The sequence below is a fragment of the Aquisalibacillus elongatus genome (genome assembly GCF_003843875.1).
Taxonomy (GTDB): Bacteria; Bacillota; Bacilli; order Bacillales; family Alkalibacillaceae; genus Aquisalibacillus; species Aquisalibacillus elongatus.
Map to the genome: position 1 here is coordinate 88,147 of NZ_RKRF01000007.1, position 16,671 is coordinate 104,817.

The window sequence follows — 16,671 nt, forward strand, 5'->3', positions numbered from 1 at the left end:
ACATACCAGCGGCATCAGGTATACTAATAGTTTTATATAATATAAAAAAAGCTAGAGAAGTTTCCCTCTAGCTTTTGACTACATATATTTCTGTTGATTTGTGATAAATTGAACGGATTTTTGTAATGACAGTCGGTTCTTTTCTGTGATTTCTTGTTTTCGTGGGATGTTTTTATATATTCCTGGTGGGTCTTGCCATGTTGTTGGTAGGGTTACTGGACTTTCGTTTTGCCATGTTTGTAACCATTCTTCAGGTAGTGCACCTTCTTTAATCCCTTGATCGGAGGCTACATTCCAGATTTGTGCCCAAGCTCTTGGGACGACTCTCCAAATGTCATAGCCGCCTCCGCCTAAAGCAATCCAACGACCCTCACAGTATTGATGGGCAATTTCATGGGCGAGTTTCGGTATTTCTTCGAATGTCTTCATTGTGCTGCATAAATGGGTTAATGGATCGTAAACGTGTGCATCAGCTCCGTTTTGGGTCACAATAATATCAGGTTTAAAATATTCAGCTACATCTTTTAGTACGTCTTGATAAACTTCTAAGAATGACTCGTCCTCTGAAAAAGCATCTACGGGTACATTAAATGAATAGCCATAGCCTTCCATTCGGCCTCGTTCATTGACGTTCCCTGTCCCTGGGAACAAATAACGGCCTGTTTCATGAATGGAAAGGGTGCACACATTTGGATCATCATAAAAAATCCACTGTACACCATCACCGTGATGGGCATCCGTATCGACATATAGAACTTTATAATCCGTATGTTCTCTAATATGTTTAATAGCTATAGCTGCATCGTTATAAATACAAAAGCCTGAAGCTTTTCTAGTAAAGCCGTGGTGCAGGCCACCGCCTAAGTTGACAGCATGTTGATTTTGGCCATTAATGACTTCCTCAACGGCAGTGAGTGTGCCACCAACAAGCCATGCTGATGCTTCATGCATATTAGCGAATATGGGCGTATCCTCAGTCCCTATGCCATACTCACTCGCTTCAGCATCTGATAGTCCGTTGTAACTAGCTCGCTTAATAGCGTCAACATAACTAGGATGATGAACACTTAAAATTTCATCGTCTGTTGCCATTCTGGGTTTTATGATGTCCTCATCATTTAATAAACCAGAACTTTTTAATAAATCATATGTTAATTCGACGCGTTTTTGGTTAAATGGGTGGTTTTCTCTAAACTTATATTTTTGAAAATCTTGTGAGTAGATGAACGTCGCTTGATTTGTCATTGTGATAACCCCGGAATATTTGGCCACAGCACTTCGTAGCCTTTGTTTTTGAGTTCATCGATTAATGGCATTGGATTCATCGTTTGGATGCGTAAGACGATGATTTTTTGTTTTTGATCACCTTTATATGGATAAATAAAAACTGAAGAAATATTGATTTTGCGATTGCCGATGATTTGTGTGACTTCTGGAAGCATGCCAGCTTTATTTGGGACTTTGACTTCAATTTGCGAGCTTTGTTCATGGATGCCTGTTAACTGAATGAGTGTGTATAGTAGATCTTTCTCTGTCACAATACCGACGATCCGGTTTTCCTTAGTGACTGGAACACAAGCAATTTCGTGTTCATAAAAAATAGACGCCATCTCCTCAATGAAATCTAAAGGGTGGACAGTGATGACTGGGCTTGTCATGATGGTTTTAACTTCATGGTTTAAGGTTTCTTGATTTTGTGTTTCTTCTAAGGTGGATGGTGCAGCATCTCTAATATCACGGTCTGATATGATGCCAATGACACTATCGTGTTCGTTTACAATCGGAATGTGTCGAATATGATGTTCATTTAATAGATTCAAGGCTTCATTAATCGTATTATGAGCTTGTAACGTCATAACATCTTTTTTCATAATTTCTTCTACTAGCATGCTCTCACCTCGCTTATAGTATTAAGTCATCTCGACCCATGAAACGTAGAGAATTAAACGTTTCAATGGATTCCTCAAGAACGTCTTTTCCAATTCGGACAAGAAGGCAGTTTGCTGGATGTGACATGATTTCCGGATCATCGGTAGACATTGGTTTTAAACCGCCATATCCCATCATGGTTTCCATGAGTTTGCGGTATTGCCAAACATTTAATCTAGTTGATTCCATATCCCAGTGCCAATAGTACTCTGTCGTAATGATAATATATTTCTCCATGTGTTCATCCATCATGGATACTTTTAAGATAGTCGAACCGATGCCTAAACCTCGGTAGTCATTAGAGACTTCAATGGCACCTAATTCCAGTAAATCATCCATTTTGATTTTGGACCATCTTTCTAATGGATCAGGGTGTAGGTAAGTTGCGTATCCAACGATCTTATCTTCATCGCGAGCAACAATAATACGTCCTTCCGGAAAATCCGCAATCGATTTAATCGCTTCGTATTGTTTCTTTGGTGGTCGAAAAGCTTTTAATCCGTTATCGAAGTAATAACGTTCTAACTCTTTGGTTGATAAAGGCCCTTCGACCATGATGGACTTCCCATTTTTTTGTATTTTTTGTTGATGATAAGTTTTAGGATGTTCCAAAACGACACCACCTGGTAACTTTTATAAATATCTAAATATAGTATAACATGTTTTAAATGCGCTAAAATTACAAATTCGAATATTTATGGACATTGAAAAAGCCAGGAAGCCCCATATAGGGTTCCTGGCTTTGAATGTTAAGATTCAATTGAATTGTCTTGGGTTGAATCGTTATTTTCGTTACTACCAGAGTCATCATTATTGTTAGAATTACCGTCGTTGTTATTATCATTGTCATTACTGTTGTCGTCATCCACGTCGCCATCGTTTTGTTCATCACTGTTACCTTCTTCATCGCTGTCTTCATTATCCTCGTCATCTTCTTCCTCTTCTTCCTCTTCTGGCGGTTCAATAGAGCCATAGACGATCTCGTTTGAGAAATCAGATTCGTGACCGTGATAATCAACTGCCATGACAACATACACGCTATTGTTTCTTGGTAATTCAAAACTAGTATCTTTTGTAGAGCCGACTAATTCAAATTCGTCCTCTTCTGTTGGTGCCATATAAACGTGATAGCCAATGACATCTTGTTCTGAGTCGCTCCAACTTAGCGTATTACCATCAATACCTAAACCACTAGGGGAAGATGGAGCACCATTATCGTCTAATGTCTCATCTTCAGGGACGATTAAGTTCTCCCAAACTTCGTTATCAGGTAAAAGTTTGCTGAGATCATCAATATCTCCCCAGCCTTGTTCTTCTATGAAACCAGGCCGTAAGAAGAAACCTTCTTCAGTAAAGTCTTCTGGTGTCTCATCAATTGCCTCATAATATTCATCACCGATTTGTACATAGCGACCTTCAATGACACTGTCATCACTTTCATCAGGTACGTGTTCAATGTTAAATAAATCGGTGCTAACTAACCCAAGTTCCTCGCAAGCTTCGCTTGGAAGGTCGCCTGAGAGCTGACAGTAGCTTCGAGATACAATTCCACCTGGATTTTGATGGTTTTCACTAGGCGCCATTAAATCAGGATCAACTTCAGTTGCTGCATTGGCGAGTTCTGCCCAGTATCCTTGGTTACGATAACTTGGAGGTAAGCTACAATTACTACAATTATCAAGATTCATAATGTCTTGTTTTTCATAATCTGATACTGTTCCATCTCCGTTATAGTCATACGTATCATAACCAATCCAAGTACCTAAAGTTACATTAGGATTAGTTCCAATAAACAGTAGATCTTGAGTATGATCTGAAGTACCTGTTTTTCCTGCCCAATCTACCCCCTGATTAGTTAATTGACTTCTTAAATAAGTCGCTGTACCTTCTGTCAGTACATCTCTCAAAATATCGAGTGTTAAATAAGCCGTTTGAGGTGAGAAGACTTCTGTTTCTTCAACTTCATGTTCGTAAATGCTATTACCATCATCATCTACGATTTTATCAATCATATAAGATTCAATAAATTTACCTTGATTGGCAAAGACTGAATAAGCATCCGTAGTATTTTTTAAATATACAGAATCTCCACCGAGCGGTGTCGGTGTTGCGATACGATTTGGTGCAAAGGTTTCTTCACTAAATCCTTGATTAATTAAGTAATTAGAAATATCCTCTCTCATGCCTCGTTTATTAGCCAAATCATAAGAAAGACGAGTGGCAGGGAGGTTATGAGAATTTACTAAGGCGGTTCTAGCACTCTCGATTCCACGTTCACAGGATGAGCAGAAGTTCGTTGGCCCCCAACCACCGTGTTCATTGATTAGGGAATCACCGAATTTCACATCCGCTAGAGGTGAACCTGGATGTAAATAGCCCATATCCATAGCAGGTGCATAACTAGCTAGTGGCTTCATGGTACTACCGTTTGGTCGATGGTAATAGAAGACGTGATCCATTTGGCTTCTTTCATAATCTCGACCACCGACATAGGCGATGATTGCTCCAGTCTTGTTATCTCGTAACATAGCACCAGCTTCAACGGGAACTTCTTCCTGATAGCTCTCACCTGTATCTGGATCTGTTCTTGTAACTGTATGAGTTGGTCTAAAGTAACTATACTCATCAGTTACGTCTTGGAAACGATCAAAAATCTCTTTATTTATGGTAGTGTGAATGTCATAACCGTTTTGACGCAAGTTGCGTTCAGCAATAATTTCATATTGTTCGTAAATTGAATCGTCATTATTTAGGTCTTCTTTGGTGTAGCCGTCTTGTTCTGCAAGGTGTTCAACCATGATGTCTTTCGCGCGGCTTTCGATTTCTAATGTTAAGAAAGGATATTCAGAGATTGTACTTTCATTTTTATCAGTAAGGTTTCCAATAGTATCGTATTCTCTTGCTTCATTATAAGTTTCTTCATCGATTATTCCTTCATCACGCATTCTGTTCAATACGATGATTTGTCGTTCTAACCCATCTTCCAGTGATTCTTCAGGTTTAACATTTCCATTACCATCAAATGGTGTATAAATTGATGGTGACTGCGGTAGTCCTGCGATAAATGCAGCTTGAGCTAAATTAAGTTCACTTGCATCGACATCAAATAGACCTTGAGCAGCTGCTTGAACCCCAGCGATGTTACGTCCAGAAGAATCACGACCAAATGGAACGATATTCAAGTAAGCCTCAAATATTTCATCTTTATTAAAGAAGTTTTCTAATCTAAGCGCAATTAATATTTCTTTGGCTTTACGCTCAAACGAAACTTCATTCGTTAAAATTTGAGATTTGATCAATTGTTGAGTTAAGGTACTACCGCCCGATTGCATGTCAGTACCAGCAAATTCTTGATAAAGTGCTCGCATAATGGCTTTAGGTACGATTCCGTTATGAGTTTCGAAATATTCATCTTCGGTCGCTTTTATAGCCATTTTTAATTCTTTTGATACCTCATCTAAGGCTATTTCTTCACGGTGAAGGTCACTTCTCAGTTCTCCCATATGTACATTGTTCGCAAAGTAAATGTGAGAAGTTTCTTCATAATTATAAACTTGGTCACGCATGTCTTCCTTTTTTTCAGTTGGTATATCTTGTACAAGAGAAGCAAAATAACCAAACCCAGTACCAGCCATGAAAAACATCGCGATAAGTCCAATGACAATAAAGAATAGAGCCACGTGCCATAAGACATCTAATGTAATTCTAGTTGATGATATAAATTTACCCTCTTGAAAAACAGCTAACCATCTATTTTTTCGTTCATTACGCTTCATGATTGAACCCCCTAAAATGTCAAATCTATTATAGCATAATCTAGTGATTCATCCTATCCGAAAATTAATGATTAAACGATCATTTATTAATTTTTATTGCATTTTTAAAATGGGTGTGGTAAAAATATTTCTATAGAACAAATATATATATAAATGCGTCGAAAAGTTGAAGTAGAAATATACCCAATGCTAAAGAGAGCTGGTGGTAGCTGCGAATCAGTGCAAGGTATAGGACGAATTACGGCTTGGAGCATCTCTACTATAGAGCGGTTAATTTGGCCGATATGTCAATGAAGTGGCAGTTATTAGAACTGCAACTAGGGTGGTAACGCGATTCCTTCGTCCCTAAATTGGGACGAGGGATTTTTTTATGCTTATAAAACTATGGAGGTGGAGCAAATGAAGTTATTGGAAGAATTAAAAGCTAGAGGGCTTGTTAATCAGATCACAGATGAAGAAGGTTTAGAAAAACATTTAAATGAGCAAAGAGTTTCGCTATACTGTGGGTTTGATCCTACAGCGGATAGTTTGCATATAGGCCATTTACTACCTGTCATCATGCTCAAACGTTTTCAAAAAGCAGGTCACCAACCAATTGCACTTGTCGGTGGTGGAACAGGTATGATTGGTGACCCTAGTGGTCGTAATGAAGAACGCCAGTTAAATGATTCAGAGGTTGTTCGGCACTATAGCAATCGTATTAAAGAGCAGCTTGCAAAATTGTTGGACTTTGAAGATCAAGAAAAGGGAGCAGTTGCTGTCAATAACCTTGATTGGTTAAGTGAAATGTCTGTAATCGAATTGTTGAGAGATGTGGGGAAACATTTTAGTGTTAACTACATGCTGGCAAAGGATTCAGTTGAGTCGAGAATTGAAAATGGTATATCTTTCACTGAGTTTTCTTACATGCTACTTCAGTCACTAGATTTCAAAAAGTTAAACGAAGAACAAAATTGTACTCTACAAATTGGTGGTAGTGACCAGTGGGGAAATATTACTGCAGGTTTAGAGTTTATTCGTAGAACAAGTGAAGAAGGGGAGGAAGCTAAAGCATTTGGCTTAACATTCCCACTCATTACGAAAGCAGACGGATCTAAATTCGGAAAAACTGCTGGTGGTGCTGTTTGGTTAGACCCGGAAAAAACATCACCATATGAGTTTTACCAATTCTGGGTTAATGCTGATGATCGAGACGTCATTAAGTTATTAAAGTACTTTACATTTTTAACATTAGATGAAATTGACAAATTAGAAAAAGAAGTTCAAGAACGTCCTGAAGAACGAGCAGCTCAACGCCGTTTGGCAGAAGAAATGACGAAATTGGTTCATGGTGAAGAGGCACTAAATCAAGCCATTCGTATTTCTAATGCATTATTTAAAGGTGATATAAAAAGTTTAAATAAATCTGACGTTGAGTCAGGTTTTAAAGATGTTCCGTCGTATGAGTTAGAATCATCTGAAATAGGTTTAATAGATCTACTCGTTGCTGCCAATATTTCATCTTCTAAGCGACAAGCTAGAGAAGATATTGGAAATGGAGCGATTTATATCAACGGTGACAGACAACAGGACTTAAAATATGTATTAGATGATCAAGATAAAATAGATGGGGCTTTTACCGTCATTAGAAGAGGTAAGAAGAAGTATTTCTTAATTCGTCACCAATAAGAAACATTAATAAAAGGGCATCAGATTCTATGTAATCTGATGCCCTTAAATAATGGATTAATTTTGGTTTAACATTTCTTCAATATCGGACATAATTTCACCTGCACGTTCCCATTCTCCGTTGGTTAGTGCATTTTGGTAATCATCGAATAGTTGTGAAACATCACGAAGTGTTTGTTCAGCATCTAAAATTGGCTGATCTTGTGTGTCTTCACCTTCTTCTACATTACCTGGATCAGTATCCGGGTCTGCGTCTGGGTCAATCTCTGGTGCATTACCAGGAGCCCCTTCTTCAACCATTCTAACAATTTCGTCTAATGCTTCTTCAAATGTCGGCTCCATAACAATGTAGTCTTCATAAGCGACTACAACCTGCTTAACCTCTGGTAACGACGTAGCATTAGATGATTCGATATAAATCGGCTCAACATAAAGCACCGTATCCTCAATTGGATAAGTTAATAAGTTACCTCTTATAACATTTGAGCCACCTTGAGCCCATAGGTTTAGTTGTTGCGAAATATAGCTGTCCTGATTGATTCTATTCTCAATTTGTTGCGGACCATAGATGTTCTTTTGTTTAGGGAAATTATAAACAAATAATTCTCCGTAATGGTCGCCATCATTTCGAACACCCATCCAAGCAATCATGTTTTGTCTGTTTTTAGGTGTGAATGGAATGTTTAAAACGAATTCTTCTGCTTCTTCATCTGGCATTTTCATGCTGATGTAGTACGGTTCCATTACTGTATCATTCGCATAGTATTTCTCAGTTGGGAATTGCCAAGCATCTTCACGATTATAGAAGGTTTCTAAATCTGACATGTGATACGTGCCCCATTTTTCAGCCTGAACTTTAAATAACTTTTCAGGATAACGGAAGTGTGCCTGAATGTCTTCAGGTACATCTTCTGTAAATAAGTCAGGGAATATATTCGCATAAGTTTGATACAACGGATCTTCTGGGTCAGCAGCATAAAAATCAACTTCACCCGTATATGCGTCTACGCCTACTTTAACTGAGTTGCGAATATAATTTCTGTTATCTTCATATGGTTCTGCGTATGGGTAACCTTCTGCTGTCAGATAACCGTCAAGCATCCAAGTTAGTGTCCCATTATCCCTTACGACTAAATATGGGTCTTGATCGTATTCAAAGAATGGTGCAATACGATTAACACGCTCTTTAATGTTACGTGTTTCTAGTAGCTGACTTTCATCTGTTAACTGATCAGATACGAACATTCTGAAAGAACCTTCTTTGATCGAGAATAATAATTTATTAATTCCTTGTAACGGAACCCCAGTATTGGCTTCATAACGGTTATCATTGTTAGGGTAATCAAATTCTTCTACATTCGTATTAACGATGACGCTATCTGCACTTTCCTCACCAAAATAAATTTGAGGTCGTTCTAAGTCAAAAACACCCTCCGCCGGAAAGTCCTGCATAATATATTCTGGCTGGCCTTGGCTATCAATTTCATTAACGTGGCTCATCGTAATACCATAACCATGCGTATAACGGAGCTTATTGTTAACCCAAGATTGCTTGGCCTCCTCAGGCAAATTCGAGATATCTAATTCACGTGCCCCTATAAAGACTTGCTTGTATTCACCGTCAATCATATAACGATCAATATCTATGTCATTAAATTTGTAATAATTACGGATGGTTTGTTTTTGGTTATAAACGTCTAATAATGGACGGGAATCATTAATTCGAACGTTATCGATTGTTGGTGCATTATTTTCAACCATATCTTCATCTAAAGTATTGTTGCCTGGATGATCGATTTCATTAATATCACTCAACCCATATGCGTCTCGAGTAAATTCTAAATTTTCATCTAAGTAAGGAGTTTCTTGATGGAATTCATTTGGTGACACAACGAATTGTTGAACTGCTACGGAAGCTAGTTGTCCTAAGATGACAATGACAAAATAAGCCGCAATCGGAATGACCATTCCTTTTAAGCTACCTTTAATTAGAGCGACAATCATCCAAACGGTTAGTAAAATAGCTGCAACTGCTAAAATATACGATTTAGGAATATTTACGACATCGTCCGTATAGCTTAAGCCATAAACGGCGCTTTCCTGAAATGCGTTAACTTGATTGGTTAATAATGTGCCATAAGGTTCTAAGAAATGTTGGGCCGCTAAAATTAACCCAATGACTCCTAAGGTAAATCCTAAATGAAGTTGAGCATTTCGGCTTTTTCGGTACATTTCAAACACTGAATATGCACCAATCTCAGCTAGTAGCACAATGATACTTAAGCTCAATAGCGTGCCTAAAATAAATTCTAAGAATGGCAACACAAAAAGATAAAATGAAATATCTAAGTTAAAATGTGGATCTGTTGTGCCAAATGGTTCGTGATTTAATAATTTTAACGCAGGTTCCCATCCTAAGCCTTGTATTAAAACAGTACCAAGTACACCAAAAACAATGGATGTTAGTAAGATCACCTGACGTGAAGCCTTCTTACTTGAAATCATATTTGGAATAACATTAGGATTTAAATAAGTTAAGTAAGATTTTCGAATCCAGCTTAACGTGATATAACCGACTACTAAAAACAGTATAAATCCGATGACGCCAAGCGCGACACGACTTGTCAAAATGGTCATATAAACACTTTCAAAATCTAATGTTTCTAACCATATGTAGTTAGTGGCAATTTGAAACCCGATGATTCCTAAAATGACTATAGGTAATAAAATAAAAAAGATAAATTTTAAACGCTTCATGAGTTTCTTTAAATTTTCTGTCTGTTTCTGATTCAATTGTTCAAAAAAGTCTTGACCACTCATGTTGACCTCCCCAAATTTTTATTATGTATTTTGTTATACGAATGACGTATGGATTAAGTTTCAACCCATTATAAGTCTAATAGATGTAAAACAAATTATCCAATGTAAAGGTGGAATAACAATGAAAAAGGTAGTCCTAAATGATTATGCTGTTGAAGTTGATGATTATAAGGTTTATGAAACAAATGGAAGAACACATATTCAATTAGAGTTTAAAGTCAGTCATGAAGACTATCATGACGTTACGACATTACTGTATCAGAATAATTTTAAAGTTGAGATACCTAGTGAGAATGTTAGTTTACAAGCGACGATTTATAAATATTGGACGTCAGTAACTAATTTATATAAGAAAGGAAATGTTGGACAGTTTCATTTGGAATTGATAGAGAAGAAGTAATAAAAAAATCCCTGAAACGAAAAGTTTCAGGGATTTTAATAAAGATAAATTTATTATCTTGAGTAGAATTCAACGATAAGCGCTTCGTTGATCTCTGATGGTAGCTCAGAGCGTTCAGGGTAGCGGTTATATGTCGCCTCTTTTTTGTCTGCATCGAACGTTACGAATTCTGGTACGAAGTTGCTTACTTCAATCGCTTCGTTTACGATGTCAAGGTTTTGTGATTTTTCACGTAAACCAATAACACGGCCTGGTTTCAGACGGTATGAAGGGATATCTACAATACTACCATCTACTGTGATGTGACCATGACCTACTAACTGACGTGCTTGACGACGAGTACGTGCTAGACCTGCACGGTATACTAGGTTATCAAGACGAGATTCAAGTAAGATCATGAAGTTCTCACCATGAACACCATTTAATTTAGCTGCGTCGTCAAAAATACGAAGGAATTGACGTTCAGTTAAACCATACATGAAACGAAGCTTTTGCTTCTCTTGTAACTGAAGTCCATATTCTGATTGCTTTTTACGCTGGTGTGGGCCATGTTGACCTGGAGCGTAAGGGCGCTTCTCTAGCTCTTTTCCTGTACCGCTAAGAGAAATGCCGTAACGACGTGATTTTTTCCATAGAGAACCTGTGAAACGTGCCACGAGCTTCTCCTCCTTTATTTTAAATTTGCATAAAATAAAAAGGGTGTGTTCCTGCGCTATGCTCATTTTGCATTCATGTATCTTCGCTCCAGCAGCAGAGAGTTACGCGATACACCTCAACTTGAGGTACAAAATGATCACATAGTAAGACCACCTAAGCTGCCTTTTATTTTACACAAAGGATATTATAAGAAAAATAAAGAGAAGAGTCAAGTGTTTTTGGTAGGTTTATAAAATGAAGTTTTTTATATTGCGAAGAGATACTTCGTGCTCTCCTATAACTTGATAAATAGAAGATTGGTTTTGTTTTAGCTCTTTTACGTCATCTTTCGTTTCTAATACCGCTTGCTTAATAAGTTGTTGCTCGTCTTTAAGTTCCTCATGGTTCTGTTTTAAGACTTGAAGGTCATCTTTAACAGGTTGTAAATCATCTTTCGTAGCAAAGCGATCTAAGTCGTTTTTAAACTCGTTAAGGTCATCTTTCGTAGCAAAGCGATCTAAGTCGTTTTTAAACTCGTTAAAATCATCTTTCGTAGCAAAACTTTTCAAGTCTTCTTTTGTAGCAAAATTTTTCAGGTCATCTTTCGTAGCAAAGTTTTTCAGATCTTCTTTAGTCGCAAAGTTTTCTAGGTCATCTTTAGTTGCAAACTTGTGAAATTCGTTTTCTAGTGAAGTTACTCTATTGTTGATGCTTTGAAGTTCTGATAAGATCAAATCTAGTTTTGTTTCGCTCATTTAATCAAATCACCTCATATAATTATTTTATGTTTTATTATACCATGATATGGACAAGTTTTGACATAAAAAAAGCACCAATTTTTGTGTTAATTGGTGCCATAAAACTTATAAGTGAATATGCTTTTTAAGTGTTTCGACAAAGGCCTCCAGATACTTTTGATCTGTTGAATCAAATCGGTTTTTAACTGGGCTATCGATATCTAAAACACCAAAAACTTGACCGTCAATTATAATTGGAACGACGACCTCAGATTGGCTTTGTGCATCACAAGCTATGTGGCCTGGGAATTGTTCAACGTCATCAACAAGGATTGTTTCTTTTTTTGATGTAGCAGTTCCGCACACACCATTTCCATCTTGGATTCTAACGCAGGCGGGAAGGCCTTGGAATGGCCCTAAAACAAGTTCGCCTTCTTTCATGATGTAAAAACCTATCCAATTAACTTGTTCTAGAAATTGGTTTAGTAATGCACTTGCATTGGCTAAATTCGCCGTTAGATCAGATTCATCTTCTAATAAACTATCCAGTTGTTTAATGACAAGTTCATAATCAGCCTCTCGTGAGCCATTATAAGTTATTGCTTCAAACATGTCATTCACTCCTTTATCATAATAATTGTCACAAAATCTACTTAAAATCTAAAAGGTTTTTCGCGAAAAAAATCGAATAAATACATGAAAGAGGTGATGTTTGATGTCAGAAAAAAGCACAAAAGAAAAAATCATGGAAGAAGCAGCCAGATTGTTTTATTATAATGGTTTTGATGGGACTTCCATTCGTTCAATCACCGATCATGCTAACGTTAACGTGTCTATGATAAAATATTATTTTAACAATAAACAAGGTTTACTTGAGCATATGACCGTTGATTATTTTGAAAAGTATATAGATATGCTAGAAGAAATAACTAACGAAGAAGAATTGACTGATCAAGAGCATTTCTTTCATGTTATTGATGAAATTATACATTATAAGTACGAACGTTTTCAATTCAGTTGTTTTATTCAACGTGAATTATCATTAGATAATATGTTTATAAGAGAATTGTTTTCGACATACGTTGCAAAAGAGAAATATTTGTTAAAAAAGATTACAAATTCATTTTCTAGGGAATGGAATTTAAATGGTACAGAACGGGAAGTGTTTTATTTACAATTAAAAAGCTTAATAAATGGCCCATTTACATATGCCAATGATTGGCAGGATCAATATCATTGGGACCGAAGTGAGGATACGTTTATTAGTCAATATGTACAATTACTTAAAAAGTGGTTTTCTTAAATTTTATGTCTAAACATGTAAGTTTTTCCGATAAAATCGCAATTTTTTAGCAAATTATTGTCAAAAATATGCTATCATAGAATAAAGTTATTTGAGTCAATAGTTGTGTGAGATTAGGGGGCTTTTTATGGAACTCGTTATAGCCATTCTTATAGTAGCAATTATCCTATTCATTATTGTCGGTGTGATCATGCGTAAAAAGGTTTATCAGCGTGTTGACGCTTTAGAAGAGAAAAAAGTCCTATTAATGAACCGTCAAGTAGCTGAAGAACTGGGAAAAGTACGCGGCTTAAATTTGACAGGTGAGACAGAAGAACTGTTTGAGACTTGGCGTGATGAGTGGGATGACATTAACGATAATGTTTTCTCTAATGTAGAGGAATATTTGCTTGATGCTGAGGAAGCAGCTGAAAAGTATCGCTTTACTAAAGCGTTTAGAATTTTAAATCATGTAAGTCGTGAATTAGGGCAAGTAGAAAAGACCATTGACGATATTTTTGAAGAAGTCGATCGCCTTCTCCACTCGGAAAAAGATAGTCGAGAAGAGGTTGAGAAAATTAAACCCCAAGTTGGGGAGGTTCGTAAAAAGGTACTTCAGAATGGTTACCAATTAGGTAAAGCTGAAGTCGTGTTTGAAGTTGAATTAGATGACATTGAGAAGGAAATTGCTGAGTATGAAAACCTTACAGCTTCAGGAAATTATACGGATGCTCACGAACTAGTGAAAAAATCTAGTGATAAGTTAAATGAACTTGAACGCAAAGTCCAAACTTTCCCTGAACTATATCGTTTATGTAAACAAGTGATTCCTGAAGATCTCGATCATTTACACAATGGCATTAGGGAAATGAGGGACGAGGATTATCGTATTCATTTATTAGGATTTGATAAGGAAATACATACACATCATGAAACACTCTTAACACTTATTGAACAGTTGAACAAAGGGTCAGACGAAGGTGTTGAGGAACATATAGAACAAATCCGTTCCAGAATTCTTGAAGTTTATGACCAACTAGAAAAAGAAGCACTAGATAAAAACTTTGTCATGCAACGAATCGAGTTATTAGATAAAAAAATAACTGAAGCTAAGGAACGTTTTGCAAAAACAAAAGAAAACATTTTATCCGTTAAAGAAAATTATCATTTGAACGATGATAAATATGAGGAACAATATCAGCTTGAGAAAATGATTGATCGTTTAGAGAAAGAGGCAGAGCGAATTAAAGACATGGTCGAACGTGAAGAGAATTTATTCTCTACAATACGTGTGGATTTAGAGAAGTGGCTTGAAGAGTTTGAGGAATGGGAACAGCCACAAAATGATTTTGATTCTTATTTGCATAATTTAAGAAAAGATGAATTGGATGCAAGAGGCCAGATTAATGAATTACAACAAAGCATTATTCAGGTAAGACAAAATTTACAAAAGAGTAATTTACCTGGAATACCGAATTACATTATTGAATTAGTTGAAGAAGGTCGGGATTCTGTTTCTAAAGCCATGGAAGCCTTAGAAGACCAGCCTTTGAATATGGACCGTATTAATCATGCGATAGAGCAAGCTGAGAAATCTGTGAATCGAACGGTTGAGCAAACTCAGTTGTTAATTGATCAGGCTTACTTAGCTGAGAAAGTCATACAGTATGCGAACCGTTATCGAACAAGTTATCCAATCTTAGCTGCACAGATCTCAGAATCTGAGATTGCGTTCCACGAGTATAATTATGAAGTTGCTCTTGAAAAAGCATCTAAAGCTTTAGAAGAAGTTGAGCCAGGAGCAATTAAAAGGTTAGAAGAAGTGATTTCGGAAAGCACGGTATCATAGTTCTTCGTTGTTGGGAGAGATGAAGGATGAATCGTTTAGTTATTGGTTTGACGAGTGGTTTATTCGTCATAACATGGACATTCTTACTAATACTAATTTTGCAACCTGAGGAACCTGTTTTGAAAGCAAAAACAAATAGTATTTCCACGGAAATCGCTCTAGAAGATAAAAACGCTTCAACTTTCTATGTTCTTGTCAATGATGATAAATTAACTAATAACACGAATCAACAAATTGAAAAAGCAATTGAATATAACGACGGTGAAGGTGTCTCAATTGATACACTTTTAGAGATTTTAGAAATAGACGAAGAAGCTGCTCCAAATTCATAATGGGAGTGGCTTTTTATTTGGATGAATTTTGAGTAGTTGCAGTATGTATTTAAATTGTGTTAATATTATTCGATGCAAAAGTCGATGATGAGGGGTTTGAAGAATGATTTATTTGGATCATAGTGCGACAACGAAACCCGCACCAGAAGTGCTTAAGACATTTCAAAAAGTATCTATGGATTATTTTGCTAATCCATCTTCTATACATTCAGCTGGCAGTGAATCGGAAAAATTATTCAAATCAGCTCGAAAACAGGTCTCTGAGTTATTGAAAGTTTTACCAGAAGAAATTGTGTTTACCTCTGGTGGTACGGAGAGTAACAATTTAGCGATTAAAGGTATCGCTTATGCTCATGAAAATAGAGGGAAACATATTATTACAACCCGGATTGAGCATCCTGCCGTTTTGCAAGTTTGTGAGCAATTAGAACGTGAAGGGTATGAAGTGACGTATTTACCAGTCGATCAAAACGGTTTTATCTCAATCGAAGACTTAAGGTCGGCCATTAGAGAAGATACGATTTTGGTAACCATTATGCATGTCAATAATGAAATTGGAAGCATTCAGCCGATTGAAGATATTGCGAATTTACTGCGTCATTATCCGAAGATTGCTTTTCACACGGATCATGTTCAAGGTTTTGGTAAATTACCCTTACCTTATGAGATGGAAGGTCTAGATATAGTTACAATCTCTGGACATAAAATACATGGTTTAAAAGGCACTGGGTGTTTAATTAAAAAGCGTCACATAAGCTTACAACCTTTATTTCAAGGTGGTTCTCAAGAGCAATCAATTCGCCCTGGTACCGAAAATTTAGCTGGTGTTGTGTCTTTCGCAAAAGCCATGCGTTTAGCGCTTAATCATCAAAGAGAGTATCAAAGAATTAAAACGTTACAACAAAAACTATACGAGCAATTAAGCAACCATTCTGCGATTGAGATTAATTCACCAAAACATGGCGCAGCACACATTTTTAATTTTTCAGTGCTTGGTTTTAAACCAGAAGTACTCATACATGCTTTGGCTGAAAAGGACATTTTCATTTCGACACGTTCAGCTTGTTCTTCAAAAGAGAATGAACCGAGTCATGTTGTTTTAGCGTGCGGAAAAGAAACAGCAGCCGAATCAGCATTAAGGGTCAGTATGAGTATGGACCAAGCTGAAGAAGATATTGATTTATTTATAAAGGAATTGTTTAAAACAATTCAGCAATATGAAAATATAATGGGGTAGTTAAC

The 16,671-nt window shown here is 36.7% G+C and carries 14 protein-coding genes and 1 other annotated feature; of the genes, 6 read left to right on the top strand and 8 right to left on the bottom strand.

The features are described from left to right. Window positions 1-78: 78 nt before the first annotated feature. The 4 genes from EDC24_RS00985 to EDC24_RS01000 all read right to left on the bottom strand — a co-directional run bounded on the left by EDC24_RS00985 (window position 79) and on the right by EDC24_RS01000 (window position 5,705). Entirely contained in the window at window positions 79-1,245 is a 1,167-nt protein-coding gene (locus EDC24_RS00985) for an acetoin utilization protein AcuC (RefSeq protein ID WP_124219002.1), read from the bottom strand. Next, on the bottom strand, window positions 1,242-1,889 hold the full coding sequence (locus EDC24_RS00990) for an acetoin utilization AcuB family protein (protein WP_124219003.1): 648 nt from the start codon (window positions 1,887-1,889) through the stop codon (window positions 1,242-1,244). Before EDC24_RS00990 ends, EDC24_RS00985 begins: the two co-directional genes overlap by 4 nt. A 13-nt stretch (window positions 1,890-1,902) precedes the next feature. Continuing rightward, complete coding sequence (locus EDC24_RS00995; RefSeq protein WP_245997935.1) at window positions 1,903-2,541, bottom strand: GNAT family N-acetyltransferase; 639 nt, start codon at window positions 2,539-2,541, stop codon at window positions 1,903-1,905. A gap of 137 nt (window positions 2,542-2,678) precedes the next feature. Beyond that, window positions 2,679-5,705 carry a transglycosylase domain-containing protein gene (locus EDC24_RS01000; RefSeq protein WP_124219004.1) on the bottom strand — a complete coding sequence of 1,009 codons (3,027 nt, stop codon included), beginning with the start codon at window positions 5,703-5,705 and terminating at the stop codon, window positions 2,679-2,681. Between the two features lie 149 nt (window positions 5,706-5,854). Continuing rightward, window positions 5,855-6,055 (top strand) — a binding site (T-box leader). Between the two features lie 49 nt (window positions 6,056-6,104). Here EDC24_RS01000 and tyrS point away from each other — a divergent pair. Then, a complete protein-coding gene (tyrS, locus tag EDC24_RS01005) occupies window positions 6,105-7,373 on the top strand; it encodes a tyrosine--tRNA ligase (protein ID WP_124219005.1) in 1,269 nt (422 codons plus the stop codon). A 57-nt stretch (window positions 7,374-7,430) separates the two neighbouring features. Here tyrS and EDC24_RS01010 read toward each other — a convergent pair whose 3' ends face one another. Beyond that, a complete protein-coding gene (locus EDC24_RS01010) occupies window positions 7,431-10,193 on the bottom strand; it encodes a UPF0182 family membrane protein (protein ID WP_124219006.1) in 2,763 nt (920 codons plus the stop codon). Window positions 10,194-10,314: 121 nt separating this feature from the next. Between EDC24_RS01010 and EDC24_RS01015 the strand changes: the two genes are divergently transcribed. Then, the gene (locus EDC24_RS01015; RefSeq protein WP_124219007.1) at window positions 10,315-10,593 is read left to right on the top strand and encodes a DUF3219 family protein; all 279 of its coding nucleotides are present in this window, start codon (window positions 10,315-10,317) and stop codon (window positions 10,591-10,593) included. Window positions 10,594-10,646: 53 nt separating this feature from the next. On the opposite strand, the gene rpsD is transcribed toward EDC24_RS01015, so the two are convergent. The 3 genes from rpsD to EDC24_RS01030 form a co-directional block, all read right to left on the bottom strand. Continuing rightward, entirely contained in the window at window positions 10,647-11,249 is a 603-nt protein-coding gene (gene rpsD / locus EDC24_RS01020) for a 30S ribosomal protein S4 (protein ID WP_124219008.1), read from the bottom strand. Between the two features lie 228 nt (window positions 11,250-11,477). Beyond that, the gene (locus tag EDC24_RS15260; RefSeq protein ID WP_211342326.1) at window positions 11,478-11,984 is read right to left on the bottom strand and encodes a hypothetical protein; all 507 of its coding nucleotides are present in this window, start codon (window positions 11,982-11,984) and stop codon (window positions 11,478-11,480) included. 108 nt (window positions 11,985-12,092) lie between these two features. Continuing rightward, window positions 12,093-12,578, bottom strand: a complete 486-nt coding sequence (locus tag EDC24_RS01030; RefSeq protein ID WP_124219009.1) for a GAF domain-containing protein — start codon at window positions 12,576-12,578, stop codon at window positions 12,093-12,095. Between the two features lie 103 nt (window positions 12,579-12,681). On the opposite strand from EDC24_RS01030, the gene refZ reads away from it, so the two are divergent. The 4 genes from refZ to EDC24_RS01050 all read left to right on the top strand — a co-directional run bounded on the left by refZ (window position 12,682) and on the right by EDC24_RS01050 (window position 16,666). Beyond that, window positions 12,682-13,269, top strand: coding sequence for a forespore capture DNA-binding protein RefZ (gene refZ, locus EDC24_RS01035; protein ID WP_124219010.1), 588 nt, complete (start codon window positions 12,682-12,684; stop codon window positions 13,267-13,269). A 127-nt stretch (window positions 13,270-13,396) separates the two neighbouring features. Continuing rightward, the gene (locus EDC24_RS01040; RefSeq protein ID WP_124219011.1) at window positions 13,397-15,097 is read left to right on the top strand and encodes a septation ring formation regulator EzrA; all 1,701 of its coding nucleotides are present in this window, start codon (window positions 13,397-13,399) and stop codon (window positions 15,095-15,097) included. Window positions 15,098-15,123: 26 nt separating this feature from the next. Next, window positions 15,124-15,429, top strand: a complete 306-nt coding sequence (locus EDC24_RS01045) for a hypothetical protein (RefSeq protein WP_124219012.1) — start codon at window positions 15,124-15,126, stop codon at window positions 15,427-15,429. A gap of 103 nt (window positions 15,430-15,532) precedes the next feature. Next, the gene (locus EDC24_RS01050) at window positions 15,533-16,666 is read left to right on the top strand and encodes a cysteine desulfurase family protein (protein ID WP_124219013.1); all 1,134 of its coding nucleotides are present in this window, start codon (window positions 15,533-15,535) and stop codon (window positions 16,664-16,666) included. Window positions 16,667-16,671: the final 5 nt, after the last annotated feature.